The following is a 15,562-nucleotide window of genomic DNA, read 5'->3' on the forward strand; positions in this document are numbered from 1 at the left end:
CAGGCAAGGAGTGCATACAAGGTATTGATACTTTATAACATTTCCGTTTGCGCTGTCATCCCCATGAGAAAGATTCGCAAGAATTGGGCGTTTGTTAACGCCGAATTTTTACCCATGCCATCAACAGCGCCGAGGACAAAACGCCTGCGGTCATAAAGATATAAGCCGCTCCGGGATTTCCGGTGAGGCCGATCAGGTAGCCAACGATCCACGAGCCGACAAAGGCACCCAATGCTCCACACGCATTGATCAAGCCGATGGCGCCGCCGAACACGTTTGCCGGAATGACCTCCGGAATCAGCGCGAAAAAGGGCCCGTAGGGGGCGTACAGCGCGGCACCGGCAATTGTCAGCAGTGCAAACGACACCCAGAAGTGCGAAGAACCGATCAGGTACGAACAGAAGAAGGCCAGTGCACCCAGTGCCAGCAGTGGCCAGATGAAACGTTTTCGTTGCTGGGTTTTGTCTGAGGCCCAGGACACCGCCAGCATCGCGGCAACGGCAGCGACATAGGGCACTGCACTCAGCCAGCCGACGGTGACGATATCCGCAGCCGCGGCCTGTTTGATGATGCTTGGCAGCCACATGATGAAACCGTATACGCCAATGCTCCACAGCGCGTGAACACAGCACAGCTGGATCACCACAGGGCTGGTGAACGCCTGCCGGTAATTACGGACTTGCTTCATGCCTTTCTGTTCGTCCGCGAGGGTCGCGGCCAGTTGGGTTTTTTCCTGGGCAGTGAGCCAGTCGACCTGCTCGGGCTTGTCCCGCGCCATGCGCCACCAGACGAATGCCCACAGCACTGCAGGCGCGCCTTCAATCACAAACATTTCGCGCCAGCCCCAGGCCTGAATCAAATACCCGGATACCACCGACATCCACAACACCGTGACCGGGTTGCCCAGTACCAGAAAAGTATTGGCCCGCGAACGCTCCTTGCGGGTAAACCAGTTGCTGATGAAAATCAGCATCGCCGGCATGACTGCCGCCTCAACAATCCCCAGGGAGACGCGAATAAACATCAGCATGGGGATATTGGTCACGAGGCCCGTGGCCATGGCGCAAAAGCCCCACAAAATCAGGCTCCAGAACACCAGTTTGCGCACACTGTATTTCTGCGCGTAGATGGCGCCCGGCACCTGGAAGAAAAAGTACCCCAGGAAAAACAGGGCACCTATCAGCGAGGACATGCCCTTGGTGATACCCAGGTCCTGCTCGATCCCCGCCGCACTGGCAAAGCCATAGTTGGCCCGGTCCAGATACGCGAGGCTGTAGGTAATGAAAATCAGCGGGATCAGATACAACCAGCGTTTGGACGCAAAGCCTTTGGTCGTTACCTGGGCACTGGCTCTATCGGTCAAGGGCAGTGCAGGTTCTTTAAGAGTGCTCATGGGTGTTCCTTGTTATTGTTTTTTGCGGGTGCGGGTCAAACAACGCTGGTCAAGCCTCCATCCACAAACAGCGTCTGACCGTTGATGAAATCCGACGCCGGGGAGGCGAGAAACACGGCCGCTCCGCACAGCTCTTCAACCCGCCCCCAGCGGCCCGCCGGGGTGCGTTTGCACAGCCACTCGGAAAACTCCTGGTTGTCGACCAGGGCGCGATTCATCTCGGTGGCGAAGTAGCCCGGTGCCAGGCCATTGGCCTGAATGCCATGACGTGCCCATTCTGCGCACATGCCTTTGGTGAGCATCTTTACTGCGCCTTTTGAGGCCGCATAGGGCGCGATGGTCGGGCGCGCGAGTTCGCTTTGCACCGAGCAGATATTGATGATCTTGCCGCGCCCGCGAGCAATCATGTGCCGGGCAACCGCCTGGGACACATGGAACACACCGTCCAGATTGACCCGCATCAGGTCGTTCCAGTCGCTTTCGGCAAAGTCCTCCAGCGGGGCACGGCGCTGAATGCCGGCGTTGTTGACGAGAATGTCGATGGCGCCGGTGTCGGTCTCGAAAGCATTGATCGCGGCAAACAATTGCTCGCGGTTGGTGACGTCAAACGCTGCGAATTCTGCCTTCAGGCCCTCATCGCGCAGTTGGCTGGAAATTGCGCGAGCTTTTTCGATATTACGATCGTTGATCACCACAATTGCCCCGGCAGCGCCAAGGCCACGTGCCAGCTCCAGGCCGATTCCTTTGCCTGATCCTGTGATCAAGGCACGACGACCCTCAAGCTGGAAGCTGCTGATATTGAATGACATGCTGTTCTCCACAAACGGCCGCTTATTGTTGTTACCGGCCCTGTGGTTACTTCACCTCACGCCAGAGGAGGAGTCCAATCGTCATTGATGATCTCGTAATCAATTATTTTGATCAGCGTTGAGGCTGCTCAATCCACCTACGGGCATCCACCGACTGGCATCCATCAACGTTGCCGTCGATCAGTGAGCAGGAACGTAATCACTGCGCGGCGTGTCCATGAAGTCTGTATTGCCATACCGGCGATGGCTGGTAACAACGATGAGGTGAATATGCGCAGCTTGATTTCTGCATCACTATTGGCTGGTTTTTTGTGTGCACTGCCTTACGCAGCCCAGGCTGACGATGACAAACCTGCGGACTGCAAGCCCGGACAGATACTCGCCGAGTCCATGGACCTGAGCAGTTGCTATGGCAACGGCGACAAGGCTCCGGACCAATACACACGGGAAGAAGTCGCGATCAAGGACTGGAAAGCCAAAGGGCTTCCACAGCCTGATGAGCATGAGCAGTGGGTACAGATAAGCGGGCACTATGTGTTGGTCAACCGCGTGAATGCGGTCATCAAGGAGATCCGCACCAAGAACGCCAAGGTGCTCGGCAAGTAACGCCCACAGCGTGCAACCGGGCTCAAAGCCGCCTCAGGCAGAGGCGGCATCACGTGTCATCCTTCACCCGCTTCGCGTCCGTGGGCGGCAGTAGCCAGTAGCCCGGTATCGACGCGCACAAAAATGGAATCGCCGACCGCCGTCAGCACATCGCCTGCATAGACTTCACACAGAATCCGCGTCTTGCGCCCCACATCACCTTCAACTCTGGCCCGCAGGGTCAGTGGCACGCCCATGGGGGTGGGTTTGATGAACTTGATTCCCAGGTTGCCCGTCACGCAGTTGATGCGCGGCTTGCTGACCACATCGCGGTTCTCCTGGCGGTAGTGATAAGCCATTGCCGTCCAGTTGGAGTGACAATCAACCAGCATTGCGATCATGCCGCCGTACACCAGCTCGGGCCAGCCGCAATACTTGGGGTCAGGCAAGTGTTCGGCGATGACATGCACGCCGTCCTCGTGCCAGTAGCTCTTGATATGCAACCCCTGGGAATTACTGCTGCCGCAGCCGTAGCACACGCCATCTGGCGCGGCGGTATCCTGCAAGGAGGGAGTTAGCTGACTCATACCGTGATCATCCTGAAGGGTGTGCCCTTTACGTTAACGTAAAGATAGCCATTTTTCCTCGCGTTTCATGCAAGCGATGTTCGTTTTCATGAAATGTAGATCGCCAACCGTTGAGCGGGTGAGCTCCACTCCTTGGCCACAACACGGCTTGCATCAGGGCGCTTTCGGGACGGCTGGACAGAGGCCTGTTGACGCCGGGAGCGGCAGGGCTGTTCCAGCACTCAGAGGGTCTAGGCCTTGGTTGCGGCCCTGGGTTAGGATCATCGAAAGCAACAATGGACTCCCTCGACGACAGGATGCGATCTGGATGCAAACCCCCTTTTCTCAAATCAGCGAGCGCTTGCACAATCGACGGTTTTGCGTAGCCGGCAATACCCACGGGCTTTCGGGTGCAGGCACGGTATTTCATTACCTGGTCGATGAGCATGGCATTTCAGGCACTTATCAGGGCGGTCGGATCCGTACCGGCAATCAAGTCGGGCGCGTGACAGGTCCCGACAGCATTGAGCTGCTTTTCCAGTGCCTGACCACCGAAGGTGAGCTTCTTTCTGGCTGGTCCCGCGGCACGGTAGGTGTTGATTCGTCAGGGCGTACGACTCTGGATTTTGTATGGGGCTGGCTGTCGGGCGCCACTGGCGGTGGCGAGTCAAGTTACGTAGAGCTTGGCGGGCACCTTGGGCTGCTGCCTGTATAAGTTGCCTACACCCCCCCAAAAAAAAACGAGCTCATGCACACCGCCGCAATGGCAGGTCACGGTGCCGGGTGGCCTTTGCGCGCGCGTAGCAGAGGCCTGGATGAACGAAAGGCATTGATCATTAAGGGGGCCTAAAGCATCAAAATTATTTGTGCTTGTGAAAAATTTATATTGATTTTTTTAAGGGTGATACGGCTTTAGCATAAATCCACCTTGAAAAAGCCGTTGAGCAGCTCGCGTGCTGTTCGACTTCATAAGCCAATAAAAACTGCAGCCGGAGTCTTGATGAGCCTTTCTCCTTTCCACCTCGCAATCCCTGTTTATGACTTGGCCGCTACACGCACCTTTTACGGTGAAGTGTTCGGGCTCTCCGAGGGGCGATCCAGCACCCAATGGGTTGACTTTGACTTCTACGGTCACCAGTTGGTGATCCATGAACACCCCAAGACCGCCTCTCAGGAAAGCGTGCACAGCAACCCGGTAGACGGCCACAACGTACCGGCTCCCTACCTGTTACATATCGCCGGATGGACAATGTGTTAGCTCAATTATATCAAACAGTTAACGAAATCTACGTTTGTCCATATTTTTCTGAGTCAAATGGACTCGCCATCCCCGCTGTATAGTTTGCGTCTGTATTCTGTATATAGAAGCGCTTAGATACCACGCAGAGTCTGGTCTCATGCTGGAGAGCGTGGCACCAATTTCAGCAGGGTAGTGTTGAGGCTGAAAGGCTGTGTAATGATTGCAGGAAGGCTCCGATGCTGCCCTTCGGATATAGCGGGTTGCAGCAGAAACTCTAGCCCCTCAAAGGTTATCAGCTGAGCCTTATTCGGCCAGAAAACCTGGGTTTCTAGCCCGCCAACCACCCATCCACTCGCTTGGCCTAATATTGCTCTGCTCGTTCGAATCGATTATCGGTCGCCAGCATTGTAAAGCTCCTCGGTTTTGGCGGTTACAGGGTTCGACCCATGGTCTCGAGCCTCGCCTAAATTGCCTTTATTCCTTCTGCCAGTACCGATACACCGTTGAGCTAGCCAATCCAAGCCTCTGTGCCACCTCAGCCTGACTCATTCCTAAAGTCTTCAGTTCTCTCACAGCATCGGCATTCTTGGTATTGCCAGGCTTACCCGCAGGCCGCTTTTTTAGTTCTTTGCCCACAAACTGACTCCGGAGAAGCTCCTCTCCTCCTTCTGCTTTGAATGAATCAAGTTCTGCACGTGCTCGCTCTAGAGTGGTGTCGGTAGGTTCATCCTTCTGGATAGCGACGCATAGGGCCATAAGAGCAATAGGATCGAACTGGAGGGCATCTGCTAACTCGATCAATTTCGCAACCGTGATATTGCTCTTTCCTTGCTCCAGCTTTCCTATGTTTGCTTTTGCACTGACGTCTGCCAAATCACCATAGTCAAATCCTCGGATTGTCCTGATTGCCCTGAGTGCTCCGGCGATCTCATTCTTAAGCGACATGGTCTGCCCTAAAAGCGAGGATAGAGCCATAACGCCTATCTTCCGATAAACCACGTTTGGTGGTAGTATCGGAAATGTGCGGTGACGCTTTCTCAGAGTTAAGCCGCACAATCATGGGGTCAGAGTCTTTTGGAGATGGGCATCAGGCAGTTTTAGCGACCTGAGCATCCAAACATATCACATGTATTGTCAGAGGTTTTTTGATTGGAATTCGAAAAAATCCAGGCAGCCAGCGAGCTCCTCTCTACCCCCGGAGAGCCACGCTCTGGATCTGGAGAAAGCCAAGAAGCGCTAATTCATATCGCGCAGACCCGCTTCCCAAACAAAGGCTTTTGCATCGTCCAGCAGTGGACAATCGTGCGCGCGATAACGAGCGATGGGGATCTCACCAAAATCCACGTTCATGGCCACCTGCCGCTCTTTGTTTTCGCCGAAAAAGTCATCCTAGACAGCAGAGGACGCTTCGATTACGGAAATTGGGTGCGCAGCACCATGGCCATTTCATTCCAAGATGGCTTTCTCTTTGAAACCAAAAACACTGTGCACGTTTTGATGGGAGACGGCGACGAAAAGTCAGCCCGTCTCGCCGCGAAACTGTCTCTTTATCAATGATGTCAGCTGCAACTGCGGTCTGTAGATCCACGGGAATGTGAAATGTTTAGAAGTCATGAAGCCTTTGCCGAGGGCACCCCTAATATCTTTGGGGATGGGTATTCTAACTGGCGGATATTTGAACGCCACTTGGCTCATCCTTGGTATCACGTCGTTCTTGAAGAGTGCTTGGATGGCAAGGTGTGGCCACGCACCATGATGATTAGTGACATCGATATGCTCGAAGAAATACTTTCCCAACAAACCAGCGAGTTTGTCGTTACGGAAATTCAGGTCGTCACGCCCGGGTGGATGAACAAATCCGGTAAATGGATCATGGAGGGGCTTTCTGGGTTACTGGTCGGATATGACTCAACAGGAAGTCGGGTTTGCCTTCACAACATTGAAGACGAAAAGGCATATAACGATGCGCCAGGTCGTCTTATTGACGCTAACTCTCTTAAAGGGCTTCGAGTGATTTTTTAATCCAAGTACGTAAACGCAGTCTCTCCTTGCAAGGCGAGCAATGCTCGGAGGCCGGCCGCCGCAGCGGTATCCAAAGTACAACTAAATCGAAACTGGTCGTCCGTTATGAAAATTCAGATTTACTCTGACCTGCACCTCGAGTTCGCTCGGTTCGACCCCGCCCCAAGCAATGCGGACGTAGTCATTCTCGCCGGCGACATTAATATCAAATCGCGTGGAGTCTCATGGGCGAATGACACATTCCAGTGCCCTGTGGTCTATGTGTGTGGCAATCACGAATATTACGGCGGACACATAGGTCGCACACTGCTAAAAATGAAAGACGCTGCATTGCCCCATGTGCATGTGCTCGAAAACGAGATGCTCATTTTCAATGACACACGCTTCTTGGTCACAACTGCTTGGACGGATTATTCGGCCACGGGTGATGTGGTTGCGGCAAAGCGAGTTGCTTGGGATTCGATGAACGATTTCTTGGTGATTCGAGCCGACTTGGATTACAGGCGCCTGCGTCCAGATGACCTAGTCGCGAAATCAATGAGGGCTCACCGCTGGTTAACCCAGGAGCTCAATAGACCTTTCGACGGCAAAACAGTGGTGGTTACACACCATGCGCCTGTGTTGGATCATCTGGGTAACGATCACCCCGGACATCTGGCTGCAGCCTATGCGAACGATTGTTCAGAGTTACTTAGCAAGGCTGATCTTTGGATACATGGGCATACGCATTTTGCAGCAGACTTTCTCAAGAATGGGTGCCGAGTGGTTTCCAATCCGCGCGGTTACCCGGGTCAAAGCACGGGCTTCGATCCTGAGTGCTTGGTGGTGGTTTGATGGTCAATAGATCTCGTCAGCGTCCTCCACTGGGCTCGGAGTTTATAGATCAAAACTAGCGGGTATGAGCTGCTCGAGCGGTTGATATTTAGTGTGAATCTAAGGTTTTTGAATGGTCACTTTGAATGAAATCTCGCAGTTATTTTACGGAACCGGAGATGAATCGCCTGGCTGGCAGGGCTCTGAAGAAGAATTGATCTCTTTGGCAGCAAAGATGTTTCCAGGCAAAGCATTCTGTGTGGTGAAACAGTGGATCTTAATCGACCTCACCGTGACGCCGGTTGAAAGGGAAAAGCTTACGAGTCTTGGTCTACTTCCCATGACGCTTTTCGCTCACGAAATCGTCCTAGACAGTAAAGGTCGTTTCCAGCCAGCCATGTGGGTACGCAGTAACTTCGGCAAATCCTTCACTGAAGGCTGCATGTTTGAAACCAAAAGTACTGTCTACCTCCTCTGGGGATCGGGCCTTAGAAAAGAGGCCAGTGTGGGTGCCGCATTTTCTATGAAAGCCGGCTAAGCAATGACCGCCGCAAATACAGTTGAGTCATTTTGGAGCTTTGGCCGGATGCCAGAAATCATCGAAGTCGAATTTCATAGTAAGTATCTCAGTGACTTTCAACTGAGTCGTCTTGTACAGGCAAGTCTTCGAAAATACACCGTAGCCATTACAGCTTTTATCAGCGATGCGGTGATCATAGAAGACAGGTGCCTTGGCGTATTCTTCGATCATCTCCAGGAAGGCGAGGAGTATCGAATAGCCAATGGCGGAATCATTTGCACGACGAAAATTCAAAGGGCATGGAAAGAAGGACGTTTCTTGCTTTTGGAGACGGGGGAGGGGAATTACCTCGTTGGTAGCTTCAAGCGCGGCGGTGGGCGACGTAGTTTTCTTGAGTTGCTTCGATCGTGTGATCGTCTCGAGTCAGAAGATTGAATGCTCGACCTCTGGCGTAGTGGCTGTATGACTGCATAGCAGTTGATGAGCGCTGGATGGCTATTACGGTTTTGATCAGTAGCGCTCCGAGTTAGACGTGCGGAGCGCTTCAAATTGCCGCCATCCGGTGAAACCATTTTTCCATCGGATGGATTCATAGCTCGCCTTGGTTTAATAGCCAAACTCGTTCAGCAGTTTCTGCAAAAACTCACGCCTGCGTTGGACAATGCTCAAAATGAGGTAATCACGGTCGGTATCTCTCGTCGACAGATGCCCAGCGTCCACAAGGCCATGGATGTACCCTTCAGCTCTGCCTCTAGCTTGGAGCAACGTCTCTGTGGATGTGCTTTTGTAGATGTCTTCCGCGATGAGCTGCCACTGCTTCATTTGACGCCGACCAACCGGGTCGTCCGAAAATTTTGGTGCATTGATCAGTGTGTTGAAATCGTTGGGTGCGGTGGCTGTGCTCAAGGTGTACTCTCAGAACAGTGATGTATGTGCCGAGGCTATCAATCGCTTGTTGTAGGATGATTTTTTGTAGGCGCTAGCGCGAAGGCACGATTTCAATGATGGTGCACGCTATCGCTGAGGTCTTTGAACATTGTGGAACATACAGACAGTGCTATCCAGCAAGTAATTTCCTAGCCCGGAGGTCGATATGGGATACCTCAGCCTAAATGTAGTGGTCAACTAATCCCTGACACGAGGTTAAGTTTTTTCTCGGCCTGAGCGGGCGCCAGCCCGCCATTGAATTGACGATGGGTATCCAGTTGTAGCGATGCATCAAATAATGGCTGATGTCTCGTTGCGCCTGCTGAACCGACATGGTTGTTGACTGACGCTGACATAGCGTCCACTCGCTTTATCACCTTCTCTTACCGACGGGTCGATTGAATCGCCCCGATTTATCTAGACACCCGCAAGCTAATTCCGGCCATAAGCAGCCTCTCTAAGGTGTCTAGCGAATCCGGGGTGATCAATTACCGTCTTCGGCGATTGGAACACGACAGTCTGGTCTGGAGAGTTGCTAGCGAGTGATCGCGTTGCGAATAACACGGCTGTTTGGTAAATCCAGCTAGGTTCAGAGCCGCAAATCACTAGAAAGTCCCCGCCGAAGCTTTCCAAACCGCAGCACCTGGGACTATGTGAGGGATGCGATGTGCCTCTGTAGTAAATCCGCCTATGCAGCAAACACCTCTCAGGCAGCAGAGCACGCTCGATAGGCTTTGCGGATCCGTCGGGTGTGCTCGTGGCGTGACTGCATGCGGGGCTGGAGCCGCTGCGCCCGTGTAACGAGGCATTGGGCTTTAGCCCGTCACAGTGAGCGCAGCGTACGACTTGAACAGCTAGTTAGGAGCCATTTGGTGTGGAGTGTAAGAATTTACCGCCTTTAGCTTCAACTGCCGAACGAACTGCCCCGGCGTCTGAGTTCGAGCCGACAAATGCAAGTTGTAGTTTAGGAAGCATGTATGATGTGTTACTTAAAGCTGCAATAGCTGAGTTGGCTGCAAAAGAACTATTAGTTCCTGAGATGGCGACACGAACATCAGTTTTGCTTGCAGGGGCAATTATTTGGTGGATGCTTGAAACAATTGGAGAGTTTAAACCTGCACTTCCGATAAGAGCGGATGCCATAACTCCGGATATGCCGTTATTCGCTGCGGGAACCCAAACTAAATTGAATTCTTTTTGCTCAAATAAAATTGCCGCAGATTGTGCGGCTTGCTGTGGCGATTGGCTCCCAGTTGTAGCGCATCCTGTCAATGCAAATAACAAAATTGTGAATGCTGCGATAAGTTTCATAATTGCTCCTTATTTTTTATTGGGCGACATTCCTGTCGCAGAATAGCTGAGTGTATGTCGTATAACTTTTCATCGCCATACATAATCTTTGTTACGCTAGGGTTTCGACGCAGGTCAGTATCTGGAGCAGCAACGGATTTCCCTAGGGCAAAATGGTTGTCAGCGAATCCTTGAAGAAAAGGTCAGTGGGGCTAAGCAAGACTGTCCTGAACTGAGTCGCTGCTCGATCATTTGCGACCAGGTGATGTATTGACCGTGACGCGGTTGGATCGATTGGCCAGGTCAACAACCGACCTGCTCCACATTTCAGAACGACTCAAAAATTTAGGTGTAGGCCTGCGTTCACTTGCTGAGCCTTGGGCCGACACCACCTCTCCAGCTGGGCGCATGGTTTAACGATATCCGCCGGGATTGCTGACTTTTAGCGCTCTATCATTGGCGAGCGAACCAGTGCTGGCCGAGCTGCTGCGAAAGCCAAAGGCGTTCGATTTGGGCCAAAGCCTGTTTTGACTTCTGAGTAGATAACCCAAGCACGTAGGTTGATTAATGAGGGTAAATCAGTGGCCGAGGTTGCACGTCTTTTGGGTGTGCATCGAGCCACGCTATACCGTGCGTTGCCTAAATAGATTGAACGCAGCTTATGTCCAAAGGCCCCCAAACTTGATAAGAGTCTGGGGCCTTTTTTTGTGGGCACGGAAACCACAGCCTCCTACACTGGTACGCCACCCCCATGGCTACTGGCTTTACGAGCAGTCGGCCACTGACTCGGACAAGGAAACCGTGCATGCCTCTTGTGCAAGGGCGACTAAAACGCTGCATGAAAGACCTACGGGCGGCCCACCCAGCCGAAGGATTGTTAACGACGGCCGTGTTTCGCGCCCTCAACTTTGAAAAGATCGCGCCGCATGACCGAGATGTGCAGCGGCAGATGATTTACCGCTTAGGAAAACAACTGGCCGACCATGGTGGCGCCGGTCTAACCGGCTGGGGTACTTGCTTACGGCAGCTCGTCAAAGACGATCGCTTGAGTGAAAAACAGGCGGCCAAATTCATACAACAGGCCGAAGAGATTGTGCAGTGAGTGTTCTTTATCTACAGGCATCAATCACCTTGCCAGGATCCTTAGGCAGGACACTCGAACTCCCACCAGAGCAGAACTCGCCCCAAAGCATCAGCCGCACGTCCCAGGTTTGTATAGCATGACTCAGCGGCATGGCGAGCATGTTCAGTAAGACTGCCGAGCAGGCTATTCAAGTGCTGATTCGTTTCAACGAAGACATGAATTAAGTTGCCGCAAAGGGGATGGCATTTAGCCAGAGTTCGGTGGCGATGTAACAGCCTCACAACTGCGCTAATTCGCCGTAGAGAGAATGTAGCTAGTAAGAGGCCTGCGAGCACATCTTGCGAGTATGCTTGAACGTGTTTTGGGATGCCCATTCAAATGTAACGTCTGGACATTTCCGTACCTTATGCATGATCGATCATTGATGCTTTTCTTCGTCTCTAAGTTCACTGCTCATGACATCGCAATTTTCTGACCACGATGTCAGCCATTGCGGCATCGCTGGCGACTTTTCGGGCAATCCCAAGTCTCGAACAAACTCGCCTGGTGGAATAATCCCTTTTGCTGAGCGAAATAGACCCCGCATCACTACAACTCCGATCACCCTGCCTTTGCTCACAAACCGATGTTCCATAAAGCTCCATTTGTCGTCCCAGCCCAGCATCTTGGTGTGTACTTCAAACGCTTCAAAGAGCCTGAGCTCACGACGAAATTTACCCCAGGTGTCACCAACGATTGGTAGCGCTTTTGCTCTAATCGCCACTCGATATGCGCCACTGCGCAGAACGAAATCCATGCGTCCGACATCAGCTAGCGTGAAATATCGGCCATTGGTGACGTGTCGATTGAAATCGAGATCCAGTGGCCATACGCGCATTCGGATGACGGTTGACTCCAGTCCTTGTGCCGGGTTGCGCCAAGGTCGCCGCAGTAGCATGAGGAGAAGTCGAAACCAGAGATTCATAATGACGCCGATAGTTGAGTGTTCGGTGCACTCTAAAGACTTAGGCTTGGGCTAGGTAGGTCTGTAAATGACTTAATCTGCATGAAAAGTAAATTATGATCACTAATGCTGCGGTCTTAGTGCTTCTAGGGGAGCTATATGTTGTCTAGGCTCTAGGATGTTACGACATAGCCGTCCATCCAAATCACGAACTCCTTAATCCAATTTGGAAATGGGCGATAGAATGTTAGTCAATCACGCCGTCTGAGGCGAAGCTGTGCTCATTTCAGAAGTATTTGAGCCAACCTGTATCACGACAATCAGCCTTCAGTGCTGCGAACTGACGTACAGGTATCCGGACATGAAACAGAAACGGTTCATTGCTCGTCATTGCGTCCTGATAGTCGCCAAAGGCTGCCAGACCCTATTCGAGGAAGTAATCCCAGAGGCCAGAGGGCCTGAGCTTCAGCATGGTTAACCGGATAGTTGAACGTGTTGAGAGTGCCATAGTGGCTTGTGAATAACTTGAGCACCAATGACAGGGCATCTTCTGTGATTGCGTCAGGTGCGAAGCGCGCGGGTTACGGGTGCCTTACGCCCTTAGATAGCGCCTTTCGGTTTTCAGCATCAAAGTTCCAAGCGCCTCCTACAGGGCTCCCGCCGCCGTTAAGTAATGGCTGGCTTTCTCATCACATCCACCATTAGCACCGTATAGCTTTCGTCATTCAAGCTCTGCAGTGAGGCGAGCTCGAACGACAGCTGATCACCCAAGATCAGGCACAGGCAGTTAGCATTTTTTCATCAACACCTCCGACAGGCGACGTTTGGCTGCCTGGAGTTTGTTTAGCATCTGCTACTACAAAAGCGCAGCGTCCAAGCCTGTGATCCACGCTCCATCGTCAACCCTAGCGTGCAGTGATGACTCGATTTGCATGAGAGCTAACCTCAGAGATTTTGCGTCGAAGGCGTCACTGATTTCAAAAAATAGAAGACGATCTTGTTTTGCCCGCGCACTTAGGAGCTTGCTCCTCGTGCACAGAGTATGCGCTCACCCTCAAAATAAAGGGGGTAGTCGCTATCTCTAATTCTTGTACAGCGATATTCATTTTGTATAAGTTATTTTACAATAAATTCTCAAAGCTCAAAGCTGGGAGCGGCCCCAACTTTCACCCCGAAATCAGTTTTTTCGCGGTGCCTTATGGCGGATCTGAGGTTGTCTTTCGGGCTTCGACGGAGTACGCCAAGTCAAGATAGCTTAGCAACCTGACAGTGTCATTCCGTTCCGTACAGCTTTCGCTCGTCTCATGGCTCAAAGTGCAACTGACCATGCCGATAGAATCATTAACACTCAACAGGTGGTTTCGCATGTTCAATAAGAAAATCAAGAATCAGCTGCAGGCTCAAACAGCGGAGCTGTCGGAGCTGCGTCAACTACGCGACGGCTTAAATCGAGAAATGCTTACGCTGATTATTGATTCTGCTTTCGAAATTACCGCATGCAATGAAAGTTTTGCGCATGCTTTGGGCTACACCCAGAATCAGCTTCTAGGTCGTGCCATGGCTGATATCGTTCCGAAATACGTATCCAAGCTTCCGTGTTTTCATAACTTTCGCGCAGCAGTAGCCGCAGGTAATTCCATCTCAGACGAATACAGGTACCTGCATGCTGACGGTTCGTTGGTGTGGCTGCATGCACATTGGCAGCCCATAGTTGATTGCGCTGGCAGGTTGAGTCATATCACCTGCCATGCGACGAACATTACCTCTCGAGTGGAAAAAGCATCCGAAAACGCGTCCTTCATTGATGCACTACTTCGCTCGACGGCGGTGATCGAGTTCGATCTCACGGGGCATGTGCTCATGGCTAATGACCAATTTTTAAAAGCGATGGGCTACAGCTTGGGCCAAGCTAAAGGCAGTCACCATCGTATTTTCTGTAAGCCAGAGGCAGCTTCATCCCAGAAATACAAGGATTTTTGGTCAACCTTGAACAAGGGTGAGTTTGTCGCAGGCCGATTTGAACGAATTGACAGTCGTGGTCAAACTGTATGGCTGGAAGCTACGTACAACCCGGTTTATGACACTGAAGGAGCACTTTGCAAAGTGGTTAAGTTTGCGACCGTTGTCACCGACCAAGTTACCCACGAACAAGAGGTCAGTAAGGCAGCCCAAACTGCATTTGAAATCTCGCAGCAGACTGATGTCACTGCTCAGCGTGGAGCAGTCGTAGTTAAGGATACTATGCACACCATGCGCAAAGTCGCGGTCGATATGCAGGTCGCCTCCGCTGGCGTCGAAGCGCTAGGAAAGCAGTCAGTGTTGATCAGCTCGATCATCCAAACTATCAGCGGCATCGCCCAACAAACCAACCTGTTGGCATTGAATGCTGCAATTGAAGCTGCCCGCGCAGGTGAGCAGGGTCGAGGCTTTGCTGTCGTCGCTGACGAAGTCCGGAAATTGGCAGGGCACACCAGTACCGCTACGGAAGAAATTGCGTCTGTCGTCTTGCAAAATCAGAAACTGGTCGATGAGACCATGGGTGAGATGGCAAATAGCAAGTCCCAAGCGGAGCAGGGCCTAGAATTAGCTACCCAGGCAGGCGAGGTAATTGTAGAAATTCAGGATGGTGCCATGAGGGTGGTCGACGCCGTAGGAAAATTCGCAAATCAGATCGCTTAGGAAGTATGTCACGCCGGAATGCGAAGCGTCCTAGCCGCCAGATGGGGGCTACCCTCATCTTTTCCAGTGTTGAGTTATGCAAATTTAAACTATTGCAGGCGGTTTCATGCGAGCAGCAGTTTTAATCCAAAAATCAGAAAAAACGCTGCGAATATATTCTAGAAATCTACCTGCGAGGTGGCGCCTAAAGGATTATTAGATATGGCCATACAATCGCGCCTCACACCGCTTTCTGAAGATCAGATGGACGAATCACAAAGAGCCGTCATTAGAGAAATTCTTATCGGCCCACGAGGCAAGCTTGATGGCCCGTTTTGAGCATGGATTCAAAGTCCCGAGCTTTCCAGCCATGCCCAAAGGCTTGGTGCGTTTTGCAGATACGGTACTCGCTTAGAGCTTCGATTAACCGAGCTGGCTATTCTGGTCACTGCATCTTGGTGGAAGTCCCAGGCAGAGTGGAAAATTCACGAGCCCATTGCCCGCAGCGCGGGTGTAACAGGTAGCATCATATAGCCTCTCAAACAGCAGGTTTTACCCGAGTTTCAGCATAATGACGAACGTATTTGTAGTGGTCTAATGAAACCGGACACCCTTTTAGGCGAGAATACTCGCCAGATCGAGGTGTCAGATGACCAAACAACGCCGTACCTTTTCCGCTGAATTCAAACGCGAGGCTGCCGACCTCGTGCTC

Annotated in this window: 15 protein-coding genes and 7 pseudogenes; 12 read left to right on the forward strand and 10 right to left on the reverse strand. The window is 52.0% G+C overall.

The window, feature by feature from the left end; translation table 11 throughout:
* Window positions 1–94: 94 nt before the first annotated feature.
* Together AC19YQ_RS17140 and AC19YQ_RS17145 are read right to left on the reverse strand one after the other, a co-directional pair.
* On the reverse strand, window positions 95–1,393 hold the full coding sequence (locus AC19YQ_RS17140; protein WP_500595558.1) for an MFS transporter: 1,299 nt from the start codon (window positions 1,391–1,393) through the stop codon (window positions 95–97).
* 35 nt (window positions 1,394–1,428) lie between these two features.
* Window positions 1,429–2,202 carry an SDR family NAD(P)-dependent oxidoreductase gene (locus AC19YQ_RS17145; RefSeq protein WP_338647412.1) on the reverse strand — a complete coding sequence of 258 codons (774 nt, stop codon included), beginning with the start codon at window positions 2,200–2,202 and terminating at the stop codon, window positions 1,429–1,431.
* 270 nt (window positions 2,203–2,472) lie between these two features.
* On the opposite strand from AC19YQ_RS17145, the gene AC19YQ_RS17150 reads away from it, so the two are divergent.
* On the forward strand, window positions 2,473–2,808 hold the full coding sequence (locus tag AC19YQ_RS17150) for an RcnB family protein (protein ID WP_500595559.1): 336 nt from the start codon (window positions 2,473–2,475) through the stop codon (window positions 2,806–2,808).
* Window positions 2,809–2,864: 56 nt separating this feature from the next.
* Here AC19YQ_RS17150 and AC19YQ_RS17155 read toward each other — a convergent pair whose 3' ends face one another.
* A complete protein-coding gene (locus tag AC19YQ_RS17155) occupies window positions 2,865–3,374 on the reverse strand; it encodes a PaaI family thioesterase (protein ID WP_338647416.1) in 510 nt (169 codons plus the stop codon).
* 307 nt (window positions 3,375–3,681) lie between these two features.
* On the opposite strand from AC19YQ_RS17155, the gene AC19YQ_RS17160 reads away from it, so the two are divergent.
* Both AC19YQ_RS17160 and AC19YQ_RS17165 read left to right on the forward strand, forming a co-directional pair.
* Window positions 3,682–4,068 (forward strand): avidin-fold protein, encoded by a 387-nt coding sequence (locus tag AC19YQ_RS17160; RefSeq protein ID WP_500595560.1) that lies wholly within the window; start codon window positions 3,682–3,684, stop codon window positions 4,066–4,068.
* A gap of 285 nt (window positions 4,069–4,353) precedes the next feature.
* Window positions 4,354–4,599, forward strand: a pseudogene (locus AC19YQ_RS17165) (VOC family protein); the annotation flags it as partial.
* A 468-nt stretch (window positions 4,600–5,067) separates the two neighbouring features.
* Here AC19YQ_RS17165 and AC19YQ_RS17170 read toward each other — a convergent pair.
* Entirely contained in the window at window positions 5,068–5,538 is a 471-nt protein-coding gene (locus AC19YQ_RS17170) for a helix-turn-helix domain-containing protein (protein WP_500595561.1), read from the reverse strand.
* Between the two features lie 204 nt (window positions 5,539–5,742).
* Between AC19YQ_RS17170 and AC19YQ_RS17175 the strand changes: the two genes are divergently transcribed.
* The 5 genes from AC19YQ_RS17175 (at window position 5,743) to AC19YQ_RS17195 (ending at window position 8,383) form a co-directional block, all read left to right on the forward strand.
* Window positions 5,743–6,150 (forward strand): DUF6957 family protein, encoded by a 408-nt coding sequence (locus AC19YQ_RS17175; protein WP_500595562.1) that lies wholly within the window; start codon window positions 5,743–5,745, stop codon window positions 6,148–6,150.
* A 42-nt stretch (window positions 6,151–6,192) separates the two neighbouring features.
* Window positions 6,193–6,615 carry a hypothetical protein gene (locus tag AC19YQ_RS17180; protein WP_500595564.1) on the forward strand — a complete coding sequence of 141 codons (423 nt, stop codon included), beginning with the start codon at window positions 6,193–6,195 and terminating at the stop codon, window positions 6,613–6,615.
* Window positions 6,616–6,720: 105 nt separating this feature from the next.
* Window positions 6,721–7,449 (forward strand): metallophosphoesterase, encoded by a 729-nt coding sequence (locus AC19YQ_RS17185; protein WP_500595565.1) that lies wholly within the window; start codon window positions 6,721–6,723, stop codon window positions 7,447–7,449.
* Window positions 7,450–7,561: 112 nt separating this feature from the next.
* Window positions 7,562–7,966 carry a DUF6957 family protein gene (locus AC19YQ_RS17190; RefSeq protein ID WP_500595566.1) on the forward strand — a complete coding sequence of 135 codons (405 nt, stop codon included), beginning with the start codon at window positions 7,562–7,564 and terminating at the stop codon, window positions 7,964–7,966.
* 3 nt (window positions 7,967–7,969) lie between these two features.
* Window positions 7,970–8,383: a hypothetical protein gene (locus tag AC19YQ_RS17195; RefSeq protein WP_500595567.1), complete on the forward strand. Its 414-nt coding sequence runs from the start codon at window positions 7,970–7,972 to the stop codon at window positions 8,381–8,383.
* Between the two features lie 171 nt (window positions 8,384–8,554).
* Here AC19YQ_RS17195 and AC19YQ_RS17200 read toward each other — a convergent pair whose 3' ends face one another.
* The 3 genes and pseudogenes from AC19YQ_RS17200 to AC19YQ_RS17210 form a co-directional block, all read right to left on the reverse strand.
* Window positions 8,555–8,854 carry a hypothetical protein gene (locus AC19YQ_RS17200; protein WP_490595482.1) on the reverse strand — a complete coding sequence of 100 codons (300 nt, stop codon included), beginning with the start codon at window positions 8,852–8,854 and terminating at the stop codon, window positions 8,555–8,557.
* A 215-nt stretch (window positions 8,855–9,069) separates the two neighbouring features.
* Window positions 9,070–9,209: pseudogene (locus AC19YQ_RS17205) on the reverse strand (IS3 family transposase); the annotation flags it as partial.
* Window positions 9,210–9,733: 524 nt separating this feature from the next.
* The gene (locus AC19YQ_RS17210; protein WP_500595568.1) at window positions 9,734–10,186 is read right to left on the reverse strand and encodes a hypothetical protein; all 453 of its coding nucleotides are present in this window, start codon (window positions 10,184–10,186) and stop codon (window positions 9,734–9,736) included.
* Window positions 10,187–10,257: 71 nt separating this feature from the next.
* Between AC19YQ_RS17210 and AC19YQ_RS17215 the strand changes: the two are divergent.
* Window positions 10,258–10,812, forward strand: a pseudogene (locus tag AC19YQ_RS17215) (recombinase family protein).
* 158 nt (window positions 10,813–10,970) lie between these two features.
* Entirely contained in the window at window positions 10,971–11,267 is a 297-nt protein-coding gene (locus AC19YQ_RS17220; protein WP_046809906.1) for a hypothetical protein, read from the forward strand.
* A gap of 16 nt (window positions 11,268–11,283) precedes the next feature.
* On the opposite strand, the pseudogene AC19YQ_RS17225 reads toward AC19YQ_RS17220, so the two are convergent.
* From AC19YQ_RS17225 to AC19YQ_RS17235, 3 genes and pseudogenes are all read right to left on the reverse strand, one after another.
* A pseudogene (locus AC19YQ_RS17225) lies at window positions 11,284–11,436 on the reverse strand (DUF2946 family protein); the annotation flags it as partial.
* A gap of 231 nt (window positions 11,437–11,667) precedes the next feature.
* Entirely contained in the window at window positions 11,668–12,213 is a 546-nt protein-coding gene (locus AC19YQ_RS17230; protein WP_046809907.1) for a thioesterase family protein, read from the reverse strand.
* A gap of 331 nt (window positions 12,214–12,544) precedes the next feature.
* Window positions 12,545–12,878, reverse strand: a pseudogene (locus AC19YQ_RS17235) (cryptochrome/photolyase family protein); the annotation flags it as partial.
* Between the two features lie 769 nt (window positions 12,879–13,647).
* Between AC19YQ_RS17235 and AC19YQ_RS17240 the strand changes: the two are divergent.
* Together AC19YQ_RS17240 and AC19YQ_RS17245 are read left to right on the forward strand one after the other, a co-directional pair.
* Window positions 13,648–14,334 (forward strand): annotated as a pseudogene (locus AC19YQ_RS17240) (PAS domain-containing protein); the annotation flags it as partial.
* Window positions 14,335–14,436: 102 nt separating this feature from the next.
* Window positions 14,437–14,871: pseudogene (locus AC19YQ_RS17245) on the forward strand (methyl-accepting chemotaxis protein); the annotation flags it as partial.
* Window positions 14,872–15,562 lie beyond the last annotated feature (691 nt).

This window comes from Pseudomonas sp. MF06569 (assembly GCF_059862735.1).

Excerpts from the sequence above, each read along its gene's own strand:
- AC19YQ_RS17140 (WP_500595558.1), bottom strand. The coding sequence starts at position 1,393 with ATGAGCACTCTTAAAGAACCTGCACTGCCCTTGACCGATAGAGCCAGT.
- AC19YQ_RS17145 (WP_338647412.1), bottom strand. The coding sequence starts at position 2,202 with ATGTCATTCAATATCAGCAGCTTCCAGCTTGAGGGTCGTCGTGCCTTG.
- AC19YQ_RS17150 (WP_500595559.1), top strand. The coding sequence starts at position 2,473 with ATGCGCAGCTTGATTTCTGCATCACTATTGGCTGGTTTTTTGTGTGCA.
- AC19YQ_RS17155 (WP_338647416.1), bottom strand. The coding sequence starts at position 3,374 with ATGAGTCAGCTAACTCCCTCCTTGCAGGATACCGCCGCGCCAGATGGC.
- AC19YQ_RS17160 (WP_500595560.1), top strand. The coding sequence starts at position 3,682 with ATGCAAACCCCCTTTTCTCAAATCAGCGAGCGCTTGCACAATCGACGG.
- AC19YQ_RS17170 (WP_500595561.1), bottom strand. The coding sequence starts at position 5,538 with ATGTCGCTTAAGAATGAGATCGCCGGAGCACTCAGGGCAATCAGGACA.
- AC19YQ_RS17180 (WP_500595564.1), top strand. The coding sequence starts at position 6,193 with ATGTTTAGAAGTCATGAAGCCTTTGCCGAGGGCACCCCTAATATCTTT.
- AC19YQ_RS17185 (WP_500595565.1), top strand. The coding sequence starts at position 6,721 with ATGAAAATTCAGATTTACTCTGACCTGCACCTCGAGTTCGCTCGGTTC.
- AC19YQ_RS17190 (WP_500595566.1), top strand. The coding sequence starts at position 7,562 with ATGGTCACTTTGAATGAAATCTCGCAGTTATTTTACGGAACCGGAGAT.
- AC19YQ_RS17195 (WP_500595567.1), top strand. The coding sequence starts at position 7,970 with ATGACCGCCGCAAATACAGTTGAGTCATTTTGGAGCTTTGGCCGGATG.
- AC19YQ_RS17210 (WP_500595568.1), bottom strand. The coding sequence starts at position 10,186 with ATGAAACTTATCGCAGCATTCACAATTTTGTTATTTGCATTGACAGGA.
- AC19YQ_RS17220 (WP_046809906.1), top strand. The coding sequence starts at position 10,971 with ATGCCTCTTGTGCAAGGGCGACTAAAACGCTGCATGAAAGACCTACGG.
- AC19YQ_RS17230 (WP_046809907.1), bottom strand. The coding sequence starts at position 12,213 with ATGAATCTCTGGTTTCGACTTCTCCTCATGCTACTGCGGCGACCTTGG.